We start from the raw sequence: 15,572 nt of genomic DNA on the forward strand, positions 1-15,572 counted from the left end.
TCGCCGTTCGAATCATTAAAGCTCCTTGGATTACGTAAAACGGTTAAAAGAAAGAGTAAACCCTCGTTTACTCTCTTGTTGATTTATCGATCGATTTAACACTTTCTCTTTCTGCTATTTTATGGGGCATGATCACGCTTTCCGTTTTTCCCTCTTCCAATTCCAGAAGCATGCGTACAGAGTTTTTCCCCATTTCATAGAGCGGCTGTCCTACTGTAGTCAAAGGCGGGATGGCCATTTCTGCCACTTTCGTATTATCATAGCCGATCAGTGAGATCTCATCTGGGACACGGATGGACATGCGGTATAAATAAGATAAAGCACCTGCAGCCATCTCATCACTTGAACAAAAAATAGCGGTGAGATCCTTGTTCTGTTCCAGAAGTTCTTCAGCAGCTGCAATGCCGCTGTCAAAACCAAAGTCACCATAGACGACCTTCTTTGTTTCAAATGCAATGTTCTGTTCTTTTAGTGCCTTTTTGTAGCCTTCGATCCTCGGTATGGTAGCGATCGTATCGCCTTTTGTTCCCGCGATCATCCCGATGGAGCGGTGGCCCCTGTCGAGGAGATAGGTCACCCCATCAAATACTGCCTTCTCATCATCCACTTTGATAAATGGAATGTCATATGGAGACTTGGTTGATACGAGCACAATCGGGAGTTTCATAGCTGTAATGGCGTTATAGTACTCTTCTTTAAAGAATTCACTGATAAAGATGATTCCATCTACTTGTTTTTCACGGAGCGCCTGCAAATATTTCATTGTCCGGATACCGTCTTTATCGGTATTGCAGACCATCACGCTGTAATCGAGGTCATGAGCCATGTCTTCAATGCCGCTCAGCACGACAGAAGCGAAGGTGTCTGAGACCGCAGGCAAAAGCACGCCGAGCGTCTTCGTCTTTTTATTGATTAACCCCCGTGCAATGGCATTCGGCTGGTACCCCATTTCCGTAATAACCTGAAGCACCTTCTCCTTTGTTTTTTCTGAATAGCCCGGAAGGTTGTTCAGGATCCTGGAAACAGTGGCAACCGAGACGTTCGCCTTTTTTGCCACATCTTTAATCGTATAAGACATTTCCAGCCTTCTTTCTACGTAAACGTTTTCGTAAAGTCATTACGTTTACTATACCACTGCATGAAAGCACTTTCAATACTGAAAATGGAAAGGAGATGTGAAGTCCTGAAAGTATAAAAAAACAACCTTTAGAAAAGGCCGTTTGATTAGAGTACCAATTGTACCCTGCACCACTCCCTATACAAGCAGCGGGCATCAGACTCTATTTCTTTTATTTTGCCGGATGTTTTTAACTCCTGAAGATCATGGAGCCCCTTGATAAACGCACCGATTCGATTTTCGTAGACTTTTACTAATTCTCTGATCTGATATTCCCGGCACCCCTCTGCAGCTGTCTCTACTTCCTTTTTTAGCTGAGAGCTCCAGATCAGGAGCGCATAGATATAATCGTCGTACGTAATCATTAGTTCTGCTGTTCCGGATCAGGCTGATGCTGAATGGGAGCATAGGTCTTCTCATAGGATGTTTTGGTCTTCCATTTTTCTTTAACCTCTATATTGGGAGGCAGCATATATTCTGCTGTTTCTTTCTGTTCGCCAAACATGAGCTGATAATAATATTTACACATCTCTGCATGGTATTGATAGTGCTGGTAGTAGTAATCCATTTTATTCTGAGGGTTATGACCATGGCTCATTCTCTGCTGATGGCTCCTTTCATGAGATTTAACCGTTTAATTTCTGGTTTCCTTGCAGTTTTCCTTTGTATTGTATGTCCAAACAGGCGCTGTTTGCTTATGCCAATGCCTACTAAGCCATTATTCTTTTATGTGCAGATACCATGCACAGCATAAACAGAGCCAGGCCGCTCCGGCTAGCAGACCCCCGAAAATATCTGTCGGATAGTGGACTCCAAGATAAATCATACTGAGTCCAACCAGCACCACCACTCCAATTGTTAAAGCAAGCAGCTTTTTTGCCAAATGAGTGCCTTCCCCCTGTAATTTTCTCCACAATAGAAAGCTGATGCTTCCGTAAAGGGCAAGGGCCAGCATGGTGTGTCTGCTCGGATAGCCGAATCCATTTTCTGTAATTAAAAGTTGAACAGAAGGCCGGGGCCGGTGAAAACATGCCTTTAGCCATCCGTTCAAAATAAAAGCCCCTGCCGCTGTAGAAAAGAGAAACAAGCATTCATTGAACTTTTTAAACAAGGTAAGATACAACCCCATGACAGTAATCATCGGGAAGATGACCTTCCTATACCCCAGCTGCTGAATAAATAAAAAGAATGACGTCCATTTGGGTGTGCGTAACGATAAGACTGCAGCCATCGTCCACCGGTCGAACTCTTTTAGCAGATGTGTATGAATAAAGACGGAAAAAACAAGAAAGGCCCCGCAAAAAACCAGCGCGAAAAGAAGAAAATAAAAAGGCTTCGAGCAGCCTCTTGCAATAGCTTGCCTTCTCACCCCATCCTCCCCTTTACCATTTCATGAAACAAATGAAATGATGACTCAAGAGTTTCTGGATGAAACTGTGTAAACAGGCTTTCCTTTGGCTGATCGTGAACAAGGATACCCAGAAGTTTAAAATAAGTTGATTCTGAAGGTGTTTGGCTCCCGAAATGGCGATAGCACCAGCTTTCAACTCTCCTCGGAAAAGCAAGAAAGGAGAATAAAAACTTCCATTCATTAAACGAGAGAGACTGGACGGAATGTTCCTGATATCCTTTAATAAACCGGTGGATCACTGCAGGATTCCAATTGTAGGACGGTGCATAATAATGGATGAACGATGCCAGATCATAAGGCCGTTCAGCAAAAACCAAAGATTCCACATCAATGAAATAAATCTTTTGATCCCCATCCAGCAGGATGTTCCTTTGATGAAGACTGCCGTGGCATAGCGCTCCTTTCACTTCTCCATGCTCTTCTTCAAGGCGGTGGATATAAGAATAGGCCAGCCTGCATCTGGTTTCAAGCACATCCAGCATCCACGGCTCGAAGGTCCATTCCGGGACAGGCTTATATTCTGTCTTCCATTTTTGAAGATCCTGGTAAACATCATTCAGTTTATGGATCCGGCTGCCGTACTCCATCCGGGAGCTGTCCGGCGGGGGTACAGCCCCATCAGCTGCATGGTGAAAATGAGCGAGTGCTGCCCCTATCCTCTCACACAATGAAAGGTCAGCAAACAGGATATCCCTTCCCTTCGCCCACTCTTCCATATAGTACAGTTCATTCTCATGTTCAAAATATACCTGTCCATTATGACAAGGCAGGACGCTCGGAATAAAAGAAAAATGGTTTTGTTTCATCCACTCTATACAATGGGCGACAAACGGCAGATCATTGAGTTCATTGGCATTCTTAAAACCAAAGATCCCTTGATCTGTATGCACCTTTGGAATGGCGAGTACGCGCTCAATGGACTGAACCGTCAATCCATAGTGAGTGTAGATCAGGGATGACAGCACAGCATCAGATAAAAAGACTTTCTGACCCCGAACCTGTTTCATCACTCCCGCCTCCCTTCTTCCTAAAGATCTGCTTATTTTACATCTATCGTTTCATCATATGAACAAAAGGAAGCCTGCATTCACCCAAATAAAAAAAGCATCAGGAGGATATCCTGATGCAACTTTTTTATGAAGCTTTAGATAGTGTTTCTGCATGCCCTTTTTTCTTGGCTAATCCAATTCCTGTGTACCCGTAAAACAGGGTAAACAGCGGTGACAAGTACAGTAAAAAGGCGAACGGGATGTAATCAAGAGCAGATACTCCGAGGGTAGCTGCGAAAAAGGCACCGCTCACACTCCACGGAATGAGAGGATTAATCAGTGTACCCGCATCCTCCATTGTTCTTGTAAGATTTATTAACGGGACTCCGTTTTTTTCATAATGCTTTTTAAAGGCCTGCCCCGGCAGAATGATAGAAAGATACATTTCCCCTGTCAAAAGGTTCACTCCCAGCCCTGACGCAGCCGTTGCTGCAATCAGATGGCCTGTTTTCTTAAGAGAGTTTTCAAATGAACGAATCATGATATCGATAATTCCTAGTTCCTGAAGAAGTCCGCCTAGTGACAGGGCGATGATGATCAGTGAAACCGACCACATCATCGGGATAAGACCGCCCTTGTTTACAATCGCATCAACCGCATCGCTTCCTGTCTTCATATTCAATCCATTTTCCAGCGCATTGATCATATGAGCGATCGTAAAGGCCGGATTGAGGAAGAGGGTCGTGAGGACAGCCGTCACCACTCCTGTAAGCAGCGTTGGAATGATCGGCATCTTTCGGAACGCCATCACCATTACGATTAACGGTGAAATAAGCGTGAACGGTGTAATGGTAAAGTGTTCACCCAACGTCTTTTTCATTTCAGCCAACTGTGCAATCGACGTTCCTGACGGCTGATGGCCGGCAAAGAAAAAGATGACTGCTGTAATGATTAGTGCAGGTACAGTGGTCCACATCATATGGCGAATGTGCTCAAATAAATTGACACCTACCGTACCCGAAGCCAGATTAGTGGAATCAGACAGCGGTGACATCTTATCTCCAAAACACGCACCACACACGATTGCTCCGGCAGCTAAGCCAGGATTCACGTTCAGCACATGAGCAATTCCCATGAGAGCTACTCCTACCGTACTAGCGGTCGTAAAACTGCTGCCCGTAAATGTTGATACCAATATGGTAATAAACAAAGCACTCAGCGCGAACCATTCGGGCTGAATGATATTCATGCCGTAAAATAAAAGCGTTGGAACGGCTCCGCTCATCATCCAGCTTGCGATAACAAAACTGATCATGATCAGAAGCAGCAGCGGCTGTATGCCGCTTACTACTCCTGAGATGAGCCCCTTCTCAATCGTTTTCCAACCTGCTCCCCAGAACACGGCAAAAATACCGGTAAGTATAACACAGAAAAACAACGGAATATGGGGTTCTACCTTAAGAACGACAAGGCTTGTAAACATTGTTGCTACAATTAATAAAAATAACAGGATGACTCCTGAAGGTTTGATTTTACTGTTCATGCTTGACCTCTCCCTGATGCAACACTCTTTTGTTTTACTTAAATACTTAAACGCTTTTATGCGTTGAAGCATTGTTGTACAATAACCAATAGTAATGGACTTTCTTTATTCTGTCAACCGAAAAACAATAATTGGAAAATGAAAACAAAAGGCTGCAGCAGCGTTATATAGCACGAAGAAAATGTGGAATTCATTTTCGAGGGGTCTCGCACCTTGCACTCCAATCAATTGATCAATGAAGTTTCTATACAATATACATAAATGTCCCCAAAGCAACAATCTTTTAGAAAAGAGCCAAACAAAAAAAACAGCATCCCTGTGGAGATGCTGTTTTTCATTATATAGCTTTACGCTGCAGTGCTGCTGTTTTTTCTCTTTTCTTAATGACCAAATAATAATACAGGTAACAGCCAATAAAGAAAGGAACACCTAAATAAAGAGCGAGACGCTGTGCAGGATCAAAGGCCATACTGATCAAAACACCAAGGTTCAGCGTAGTGGCGAAAAGCGGAAGGATCGGAAACAACGGTACCTTAAACTTCAAATCCTCAACCTTTCCTCCATCACAGATGAACTTTCTTCTAAAGGCGAACTGTGAAGCGGTAATGGCAATCCAGCCCACTTGCGCACCCAAACCTGCCAATGACAGAAGCCATTCAAACACTGTTTTTTCCGCTTTAAATGCAGACAATAATGAAAGCAAGGCAACGCCAATTGTGATATACAGCGCGTTCATCGGAATACCGCGTTTGTTAACTCTTCCCAGAGCCGGACTGGCCATTCCTTCTTTTGAAAGCGAGTAGAGCATACGAGTTGCCGCATACAAACCTGAGTTGGCAACAGATAGCAGCGCGGTTAAGATAACGAAGTTCATAATATCCGCAGCATACGGGATGCCGATGCTGTCAAAGACCACGACAAACGGGCTTTCCACTTTTCCTGCTTTAGACATTGGCATTAATGCGGCAAGCACACCAATCGCAAGAACAAAAAAGAAAAGTGTTCTCCAAACCGTTTGACGAATGGAACGTGGAATGGTTTTTTCAGGATTTTCACTTTCTCCAGAAGCTATTCCAATCAGCTCGGTTCCCTGGAAAGAGAAGTTAACAGCAATCATGGTGACAAACAGAGCACTGAATCCATTCGGAAACCATCCCGCTGAAACAAAATTTGTGAAGCCTGGAGCTGAGCTGGCGCCTTTCATATCAACCAGACCAAAAATCACCGCTCCGCCAAGTATAATAAATAAAATAATGGCAAGAACCTTTATGCTCGCAAACCAAAATTCTGATTCTCCGAAAGCTTTCGCAGAGAGTGCGTTCAAAGAAAATAATATACCTGCAAAAATTAAGCTCCACATCCAAAGTTCGGAATGAGGGAACCATCTCTGCATTAAAGCTGAAGCTGAGAAAAATTCCAGGGCTACGGTAACCGCCCATCCTAGCCAGTAGAGCCATCCGACGGCAAAACCTGTTCCAGGCCCGATAAATTTAGTCGTATATGTTTGGAAAGAACCGGATACAGGCATAGCAACTGAAAGCTCACCAAGACAGAGCATCGTCAAGTACATGATAAATCCGCCAACGAGATAAGAAATCACCGCGCCTGCCGGACCTGCATCATGAATGGTCATTCCCGAACCGAGAAAGAATCCGGTTCCGATTACACCACCCAGGGAGATCATAAATAAATGCCGTGCTTTCATGCCTCGCTTGAGCCCTTGATCATTTTGATTCGTAATCATCTGTTCACCTCTGTTGTTGTTATGTATGCGTTTTCATTAAGTATTCATAATTTTATCATTTTTTGTCGAAGAAGCCAAAAACAATTTTTTCTAATTTTTTTGATAACTCAAGAGATAGTCATTCAACGCTTTCCCAATAAGCGCCAGGGCTTGTCTTCCTTCTGCTTCACTCGGTAAATTTTTCGTTAGAACCGCTGCAAACAGCTTTTCTCTCTTAAACGTGAAAATGCCTGCGTCGTGCTCTACTCCGTCCAATTCTCCGGTTTTATTCGCGATGGTTATCTTTTCTTCATCCATATAGGCGGGAAGCTTATAGCGAAACTGCTGATTTTGAAGAATATGAAGTATGGTTTGGCTGCTCTTGTCCTTTAACCTGCCTCCCCTGTCAATCTCCTTCAGCTGAAGAATAACATCTCTTGCGGAAGTATAGTTGTTCTTTCCTTGCTTAACAGCTTCGAAATCCATCAGCTTGCGTTGGAGCACTGTCTGGCTGCAGCCCAATTCAGCCAGGAGATCATTAATTCTCTCCATGCCTGTTTTTTCAATCATAATGTTGGCTGCCATGTTATCAGAAACAGTGATCATCAACGTGAGTATATCTGCTACAGTAACAGCTGATTCATCAGAAAAAAGCTGGAGAACCCCGGCACCGCCAACCCTTACCTCCTGTTTTAATGAAATACGGGAAGCGAGATCGATTTGACCTGCTTCTGTCTGCCGAAAGGCTTCAATTAAAATGGGTATCTTGATAAGGCTTGCGGCTGGGAATACCTCATCTGCCTGATACTCAATGTGGCCATCCTCCGTTTCAATCCAGTAAGCATAATCTCCATTTTGGCCGCTAATAATGTCATTTACCCTGTTATTCAGTTCATTTAACTTCATCCCGTGCTCCTTTCTAGTAAGTGCATTGCATTTTATCTGTATTTTGCAGTGATCGGATCGTATTTCTTTGAGATTGGATCGTATTTTCACGAAATCGGCGCGTATTCTTTCAGATCCGATGGCAACTCCTTTAAGATTATTCTCCACCACTACCACCAGACTTCTTTTTTAGAGAAAAGAAATTCTTCTCGGACAAAGAAAAAGAGCGCTCCCATTAAGCGCTCCTTCATTATTTCTGCTGATCGTCCTGTCCTTCGCTTTGACCCATATCATTTTCGTCGTTGTCTTCGTTGAAGTTGATCATATACGCGCAGGCATCTGAGCAGTCACCGAACGCCACAACCGCCCCTACCGATTTGGTATTGGCTGTATGGCTGTTCTGGACGGTACTTCCAATATCGATGTTTCCATTTTGAGTCACACCATTTGTGATGATTTTTCCTATTCTGAAAGAAAAACGCAAATCTGTTCCATCCTTTTCGCTCTTTACCTACAGTGTATGGCTTGAACAAAAAGCTGATTGGACAGACTCCCTCTTTCGGTAAAAACAGGCGGGTGAACGTTAAGGCTGGTTAGTGACTGGAGCGGACGGGTTCGCTACCTGGCCTTGGTCGCTGATATCCGGATCGATGTTGCTGTTCACCATAAATCCAGTTGACGGAGAAAAGTCTCCAAGAGAGATCGTAGAACCAACTGACTTTGTATTGGCTGTATGGCTGTTATGGACGGTCGGGCCGATATCTATGTTACCGTTCATGGTCACACCATTCGTTTTGATATTAAAAATATTAAACAAATATGGCATGAGGTGACCCCCCTTCTTCTTTTATTGCTCCATTTCATTAAGGCTGGTTTGCAACCGAAGTATCTGCATTTCCGTATTCATTTTGATCATTAACATCCGGATCAAAGACCATGTTTTTCATCATGGCTTCTGCTGGTGAATGATCTCCTACAGAACTATTGTCGCCTGTAGATTTTGTATTTGCTGTATGGCTATTATGAAAGGTTGATCCCAGATTCAATGAACTGTTGCTCGCCAGACTATTTATCTTCAGATAGTAAATATTAACCATGCACCCCATTGCTATCTCCACCTTTAAAAGTGTTAGTGTAGTGTATGATAAATGTCCCTTAAAGGTGAAAAACGGGAATCAGGCTATTGCGGCTGCTCCTTTCCACTTTTCCACCATGTCTCCCCGAGCAACAGTACCTTAAGCCTGTGATCTTTCAGTTCTTTTCTTCCCCATTCTTTATGCAAACGCTCCAAGGCTTCAGGCCCTGTATCATCCGCCAGCCTGTAAGCTCCGTAATGCATTGGAATACAGTAGGCTCCCTTTGTTTCCTGAAAAGCTTTCACAGCATCTTCAGGATTAATATGCGATATTTTCATAAACCACTCCGGTTCATAAGCCCCTATCGGCATAAGAACTGTATCGAGTTCAAATTGATCTCCAATCTCCTTAAAGCCTCTGAAATACCCGGTATCTCCTGCAAAATAAAGTGTTTCACCTGTCTTCATGTCTTGAATGACCCATCCTCCCCAGTGAGAAGTATTCATATCAAATGCCGTCCTCCTGGTCCAATGCTGAGCAGGGACGAACGTGAGCGACAGCCCCTTTTCAGAAAAGTTATCCCACCAATTAGCTTCGAATACCTTCTCATATCCTTTTTTCTGAAACATTGATTTCAAACCTGCTGGCATGTAAAAGGAAATATCTCCTGTCAGATTTTTAATACTTGGAAAGTCAAGGTGGTCGTAGTGGCCATGGGAGATGAGGACGAGATCGATCTCTGGCAGGTGGCTGATGGGAATTCCGGGATCAGTCAGCCGCTTTTGCAGCCCCATCTTTTTTGCCCAGACAGGATCGGTCATAATATTGCATCCGCCCATCTGAATGAGAAAAGTAGAATGGCCGATCCATGTGATGGAATGATGCTGCCGGTTTTCTTTTAATCTGCTGATCTCCTTTTTCGGGCTTTGCGGAATCTGCTGAGCTAAATCTTTTTTGTTGCCGCGCCTTTCTCTTCTCCACCGCAGCAAATCTTTAAATGTATGTGTGTTTTGTATCCCGTCAAGGTTGGTATACTTATTCTTCATTATAGGAGTCCCCCTGTGATAAAAACTCAACCATTTTTTTCATTTGAAAAAGCTATTGAAATCTTCCAACAATTATTGTAAGGTATAGAGAATTAATTTTATAGCGATTTGGTTTCTTATCCAGAGAGGTTAAGGGAATGGCCCGTTGACACCTCAGCAACCTTCAGCTCTGCAGCTGAAAAGGTGCTAAGTCCAACAAGTTCGAATCGAACTTGGAAGATAAGAAGAATGACCTCGAACTTTCAAAGTCTTCTTCTTTAAGAAGGCTTTTTTTATTTTATTGGGCCGCTGGAAGATACCGAACTAACAGGAGGACCGCATAATGGGATTATTGAAAGATCTTGAAGACAAAATCTTGATTGCCGATGGGGCAATGGGAACACTTCTCTACTCGTATGGAACGGATTGCTGTTTTGAGCAGCTGAATCTGACGCACCCTGATCAGATTCAGTCCATCCACCAGGCTTACATACAGGCCGGTGCAGATGTCATTCAGACCAATACGTACAGCGCCAACTATATTAAACTGCAAAGATATGGATTGGAGGAGCAAGTCAAAGAGCTGAATAGTGCGGCTGTAAGACTTGCAAAAAAAGCAGCTGCCAATGAAGCGTATGTACTGGGAACCATCGGAGGAATCCGTGGAACGGGCCCAAGCTCACTTACGATTGAAGAAATAAAGAGAAGCTTTAGGGAACAGCTCTACTGTCTTCTGTTGGAAGGAGTGGATGGCCTTCTTCTTGAGACCTTTTACGATTTGGAAGAATTGGAAACCGTTCTTGAAATTGCACGCAGCCAGACCAGCATTCCGATCATCTCGCAGATTTCTTTGCAGGAAGTCGGTATTCTAAACGACAGAACACCCATCAATACAGCGATTAGACGCCTTGAAGATTTAGGAGCGGATGTCGTAGGGCTGAATTGCCGTCTTGGGCCCTTTCATATGATCAAGACACTTGAGGAAGTGGAAATTCCCAAGCATGCCTATCTTTCCTCTTATCCGAATGCAAGTCTTCCTTCCTATTTGGACGGAAAATTTCAGTATGAAGGGGATGCGGAGTATTTCAAGAACAGTGCTTCACTTTTCAGAAACCAAGGCATCCGCCTGCTCGGAGGCTGCTGCGGAACAACTCCTGCTCATATTGAGGCTTTCGCTGAAGAGCTTCATGGACTGAAGCCTGTTACCGAAAAGGAAGTCAGACAGCGCCCAGAGCCTATTGCCGTTGTTGAAACGAGGCAGAAACCTGGGATTTCCCTGCCTGATATTCTAAAAGAAAGGCGATCGGTCATTGTTGAGCTTGATCCTCCCCGCAAGCTTGATACCTCCCGTTTTTTTAAAGGAGCAAAGGCATTGAAAGAAGCCGGGGCAGATGCCATTACGCTTGCAGACAACTCGTTGGCATCACCAAGAATCTGCAATACCTCCCTATCTTCTTTGGCTAAGGCACGGACTGGAGTCCAGCCGATCGTTCATCTCGCTTGCCGAGACCGGAATATTATCGGTCTGCAGTCTCATCTCATGGGGCTGCATACACTCGGACTTCACGATATTTTGGCAATTACCGGGGATCCGGCAAAGGTAGGTGATTTTCCGGGAGCTTCAAGCGTCTATGATGTTACCTCCATAGAACTGATCAAAATGATCAAACAGTTTAACGAAGGGGTTTCACTTTCCGGAAAAGACTTGGGACAAAAAACGCAATTTACCGTCGGTGCCGCCTTTAATCCAAATGTGAAGTCACTGGAAAGAGCGGTTCAGAGGGCAGAGAAAAAAATAGAAAGCGGCGCGGACTACTTTATCAGCCAGCCGGTGTACTCTGAAGAGAAACTGCTGGAGTTCCACGAAGCTGTAAAAGATCTGCCCGTTCCTTTCTACGTTGGGATTATGCCGCTCACCTCAAGCCGCAATGCTGACTTTCTTCATTATGAGGTGCCGGGCATCAAACTGACAGACGAGGTGCGTGACCGTATGGCGAAGTTTAAAGACGACCCAGTTTCCGCAGCAAGGGAAGGCCTTGCCATCTCAAAATCTCTGATAGATGCCGCTTCTGAACTGTTTAATGGCCTCTATCTGATCACTCCATTCATGCGATATGAATTGACGGCTGAACTGACGGAGTATGCCTACGAAATTGACCGCAAAAAAACAAGGAGGATTCAGAATGTCTAATCAAACCCTTCAACAGCAGCTTAAGAATAAAATACTGATCATGGACGGGGCAATGGGCACCATCCTCCAGCAAGCCAATCTGACTGCCGAAGACTTTGGCGGCGAAGACCTGGACGGCTGCAATGAAAACCTGAACTTTACCCGTCCTGATGTAATTCTGGATGTCCATTTGCAATATTTAGAAGCAGGTGCTGATATCGTTGAAACCAATACGTTCGGGGCCACTGATATCGTGCTCGACGAATACGGCCTCGGCTATAAAGCATATGAAACGAACAAAATAGCAGCAGAGATCGCGCGGGAAGCTGCCGATAAGGTCTCCACTCCTGATTGGCCCCGCTTCGTTGCCGGATCAATGGGACCAACAACAAAAACGTTGAGCGTTACAGGAGGCGCAACATTTGAAGGGCTGACCTTTTCCTATGAAGAACAGGCAAAAGGCCTTCTGGACGGCGGGGTTGATTTGCTTCTCCTCGAGACCAGCCAGGATATGCTCAATGTTAAAGCAGGTTTTATCGGCATTAAACGGGCGTTTAAATCAGCCGGAAAGGAAGTCCCGCTCATGGTGTCAGGCACGATTGAGCCGATGGGTACGACACTGGCCGGCCAATCGATTGAAGCCTTTTACATCTCGCTTGAGCACATGAAACCTTTGGCTGTAGGGCTCAACTGTGCAACAGGGCCGGAATTTATGACCGACCACATCCGCTCCTTATCCGCACTGTCTCTTTCAGCGGTAAGCTGTTATCCGAATGCCGGCCTCCCGGATGAAGACGGGAACTATCATGAAACACCAGAAACTCTCGCAAAGAAAATCAGCGCCTTTGCCGCAGAAGGCTGGCTCAACATCGCCGGCGGCTGCTGCGGCACGACACCAGACCATATAAGGGCCCTCGCAGAAGCGTTAAAACCGCTGAAGCCGCGTACTGTCCCAGAAAGCCATTCCCATGCCGTGTCGGGGATTGAGCCGCTGATCTATGATGATCCATCCATGCGCCCATTGATGGTCGGCGAACGGACCAATGTTATCGGTTCACGAAAATTTAAGCGGCTGATCGCCGAAGGCAAGTTTGAAGAAGCGGCAGAGATCGCCCGCGCGCAAGTTAAGAAAGGCGCGCATGTCATAGATATCTGCCTTGCGGATCCTGACCGTGAAGAGCTTCAGGATATGGAGAATTTTATTAAGGAAGCTGTAAAAAAAGTGAAAGTGCCTCTTGTTATTGATTCAACGGACGACGTGGTGCTGGAGATAGCCCTGAAATACTCGCAGGGAAAAGCCATTATCAACTCTATTAACCTAGAGGACGGCGAGGAGCGGTTTGAGAAAGTTGCCCCTATCATCTCCCGTTACGGAGCAGCCGTTGTTGTCGGTACGATCGATGAAAAAGGCATGGGGGTCACAACAGACCGAAAGCTCGAGATCGCCAAACGATCCTACGATCTGCTTGTGAACAAATACGGAATCTCTCCGAGCGATATTATTTTTGATCCTCTTGTCTTCCCTGTCGGAACAGGAGATGAACAATACATCGGTTCTGCCAATGCGACAGTGGAAAGTTTGAGAAAGCTGAAAGAAACACTTCCTGAATGCCAGACGATCCTTGGCATCAGCAACGTATCGTTCGGTCTCCCGCCGGTCGGCCGGGAAATCTTAAACGCGGTATATCTATATGCCTGTACACAGGCTGGGCTCGACTACGCGATCGTCAACACTGAAAAGCTGGAACGCTATGCTTCTATCCCAGAAAAGGAAGTAGAGATGGCAAAAGCCTTGCTGTTTGAGACGAACGATGAGAATCTGGCAGCCTTTACGGAGTTCTACCGAGGCAAGAAAAAGGAGGCAAAAACTCCGGTCTTGGAACTGCCTCTTGCTGAGCGCCTCGCCTTTTACGTGGTCGAAGGAACGAAAGAAGGACTCATTCCGGATCTTGACCTTGCTCTGGCACAGTATGATGCGCCTTTGGAAATTATAAATGGACCTCTTATGGCCGGGATGGAGGAAGTCGGCCGGCTCTTTAACGATAACCAGCTCATCGTAGCTGAAGTCCTCCAGAGCGCTGAGGTGATGAAGGCTGCCGTCGCCCACCTCGAGCCCCATATGGAGAGCAGCGGTGCGGTCAGCACGAAAGGTAAGGTCGTTTTGGCCACGGTTAAAGGGGACGTCCATGATATCGGCAAAAACCTTGTAGATATTATCCTTGGCAATAATGGATTTGAAGTGGTGGATCTCGGAATTAAAGTTACGCCGCAAGAACTGATTCAGGCCATTCAGAGGGAGAAGCCCGATGTGGTCGGCCTTTCAGGATTGCTTGTAAAATCTGCTCAGCAAATGGTGCTTACCGCTTCCGACCTGAGAGAGTCGGGTATTTCCGTCCCAATTCTTGTAGGAGGCGCCGCCTTGACCCGCAAGTTTACAGAAAACCGGATTGCTCAGGAATATCAGGGGACTGTGCTTTACGCCAAGGATGCGATGGACGGATTGAGCCTTGCAAACAAGCTTCAAAAAGGAGAAGTTTTTGAAAAGCCTGTGGCGAAAACACCTGCCGCACCTGTTACAGAAGCCACACCGTCCGGAGGAGGTACCGGCACCGCTGTTGCTGAGGCCGTCAGAGTCCGACCTTCCGTTAATCAGAGTTTAAAAGTATTTGTTCCAAAAGATACGGAACGCCATGTGTTTAAGTCTTTCCCGCTCTCTTCTGTAGTTCCGTACATTAATCTGCAGATGCTGCTCGGACACCATTTAGGAGTGAAAGGAAAGGTTTCACGGCTGCTCGCCGAGAAAGACGAACGGGCACTGGAAATAAAAGGAATCGTCGATGAGCTGCTTCGGGAGAGCCAGGAGAAAAAACTAATCGATCCAGCAGCACTGTATCAGTTTTTCCCTTCACAGTCGGATGGCCAGAAACTTTATATTTATGATCCAAACGATACATCCCATATCATTGAGACGTTTGAGTTTCCACGCCAGACAAGAGAACCGAACCTCTGCTTGGCAGACTACGCCAAGCCCGTCGGCAGCGGCGAAATGGATTATGTCGGGTTCTTTGCGGTAACTGCTGGAAGCGGCATCCGCGAACGGGCACAGCAGCTTAAAGCCGAAGGCCGTTTCCTGGAAAGCTTTGCGCTTCAATCGCTTGCTCTTGAAACTGCGGAAGGATTGGCTGAACTCATTCACCGCCAGATGAGGGATAAATGGGGGTTCCCTGACCCTGTTACCCTTTCGATGCAGGATCGTTTTTCCGCGCGATACCAAGGCCAGCGCTTCTCGTTCGGTTATCCAGCATGCCCGGATCTTGAAGATCAAGCAAAACTGTTCAAACTTCTTCAGCCTGAAGAAATCGGCATTCAGCTGACAGAAGGATTCATGATGGAGCCCGAAGCCTCCGTCACAGCTCTGGTTTTCTCCCACCCTGAAGCCCGCTACTTCAATGTGCTGGTTTAAATAGCTTACGGGCGCGTTCGGAAGAATTACGGGCGGATTCGGGGAAAATACGGGCGCGTTTCAGGATTTTACTGGCGCGTCCGCGAAATTTACTGGCGTATATCGTCATTTTACGGGCGCCGGCCACTTCTACTCATTCCAAAATAAAAGAGACAGACCAGCAGCTGATC

At 45.6% G+C, this 15,572-nt stretch carries 14 protein-coding genes and 1 riboswitch; of the genes, 2 read left to right on the plus strand and 12 right to left on the minus strand.

What is annotated here, in order from left to right:
- Positions 1–67 precede the first annotated feature (67 nt).
- The 12 genes from AR335_RS18465 to AR335_RS18520 form a co-directional block, all read right to left on the minus strand.
- Entirely contained in the window at positions 68–1,084 is a 1,017-nt protein-coding gene (locus AR335_RS18465; RefSeq protein WP_255357612.1) for a LacI family DNA-binding transcriptional regulator, read from the minus strand.
- 140 nt (positions 1,085–1,224) lie between these two features.
- A complete protein-coding gene (locus tag AR335_RS18470; RefSeq protein WP_062238632.1) occupies positions 1,225–1,482 on the minus strand; it encodes a hypothetical protein in 258 nt (85 codons plus the stop codon).
- Positions 1,482–1,715 (minus strand): hypothetical protein, encoded by a 234-nt coding sequence (locus AR335_RS18475; protein ID WP_053355717.1) that lies wholly within the window; start codon positions 1,713–1,715, stop codon positions 1,482–1,484. Before AR335_RS18475 ends, AR335_RS18470 begins: the two co-directional genes overlap by 1 nt.
- 120 nt (positions 1,716–1,835) lie before the next feature.
- The gene (locus tag AR335_RS18480; RefSeq protein ID WP_062238635.1) at positions 1,836–2,486 is read right to left on the minus strand and encodes a phosphatase PAP2 family protein; all 651 of its coding nucleotides are present in this window, start codon (positions 2,484–2,486) and stop codon (positions 1,836–1,838) included.
- Entirely contained in the window at positions 2,483–3,535 is a 1,053-nt protein-coding gene (locus AR335_RS18485) for a phosphotransferase (protein WP_062238637.1), read from the minus strand. Before AR335_RS18485 ends, AR335_RS18480 begins: the two co-directional genes overlap by 4 nt.
- Before the next feature lie 127 nt (positions 3,536–3,662).
- Entirely contained in the window at positions 3,663–5,060 is a 1,398-nt protein-coding gene (gene nhaC / locus AR335_RS18490) for a Na+/H+ antiporter NhaC (RefSeq protein ID WP_062238639.1), read from the minus strand.
- A gap of 337 nt (positions 5,061–5,397) precedes the next feature.
- Positions 5,398–6,804 carry an amino acid permease gene (locus tag AR335_RS18495; protein ID WP_062238642.1) on the minus strand — a complete coding sequence of 469 codons (1,407 nt, stop codon included), beginning with the start codon at positions 6,802–6,804 and terminating at the stop codon, positions 5,398–5,400.
- Between the two features lie 90 nt (positions 6,805–6,894).
- On the minus strand, positions 6,895–7,689 hold the full coding sequence (locus AR335_RS18500; protein WP_062238644.1) for a serine hydrolase: 795 nt from the start codon (positions 7,687–7,689) through the stop codon (positions 6,895–6,897).
- 229 nt (positions 7,690–7,918) lie between these two features.
- Complete coding sequence (locus AR335_RS18505; RefSeq protein WP_053355723.1) at positions 7,919–8,152, minus strand: spore germination protein; 234 nt, start codon at positions 8,150–8,152, stop codon at positions 7,919–7,921.
- Between the two features lie 99 nt (positions 8,153–8,251).
- A complete protein-coding gene (locus AR335_RS18510; RefSeq protein ID WP_062238646.1) occupies positions 8,252–8,494 on the minus strand; it encodes a spore germination protein in 243 nt (80 codons plus the stop codon).
- A gap of 37 nt (positions 8,495–8,531) precedes the next feature.
- Positions 8,532–8,774, minus strand: coding sequence for a spore germination protein (locus AR335_RS18515; RefSeq protein ID WP_053355725.1), 243 nt, complete (start codon positions 8,772–8,774; stop codon positions 8,532–8,534).
- Between the two features lie 74 nt (positions 8,775–8,848).
- Positions 8,849–9,790 carry an MBL fold metallo-hydrolase gene (locus AR335_RS18520; RefSeq protein ID WP_062238648.1) on the minus strand — a complete coding sequence of 314 codons (942 nt, stop codon included), beginning with the start codon at positions 9,788–9,790 and terminating at the stop codon, positions 8,849–8,851.
- A 113-nt stretch (positions 9,791–9,903) separates the two neighbouring features.
- A riboswitch (SAM riboswitch) is annotated at positions 9,904–10,016 on the plus strand.
- Positions 10,017–10,112: 96 nt separating this feature from the next.
- Here AR335_RS18520 and AR335_RS18525 point away from each other — a divergent pair.
- Together AR335_RS18525 and metH are read left to right on the plus strand one after the other, a co-directional pair.
- Positions 10,113–11,960 carry a bifunctional homocysteine S-methyltransferase/methylenetetrahydrofolate reductase gene (locus tag AR335_RS18525; protein WP_062238649.1) on the plus strand — a complete coding sequence of 616 codons (1,848 nt, stop codon included), beginning with the start codon at positions 10,113–10,115 and terminating at the stop codon, positions 11,958–11,960.
- Positions 11,953–15,402: a methionine synthase gene (gene metH / locus AR335_RS18530; RefSeq protein WP_062238651.1), complete on the plus strand. Its 3,450-nt coding sequence runs from the start codon at positions 11,953–11,955 to the stop codon at positions 15,400–15,402. Before AR335_RS18525 ends, metH begins: the two co-directional genes overlap by 8 nt.
- Positions 15,403–15,572: the final 170 nt, after the last annotated feature.

It is taken from the genome of Fictibacillus sp. FJAT-27399 (assembly GCF_001510655.1).
Taxonomy (GTDB): Bacteria; Bacillota; Bacilli; order Bacillales; family Fictibacillaceae; genus Fictibacillus_C; species Fictibacillus_C marinisediminis.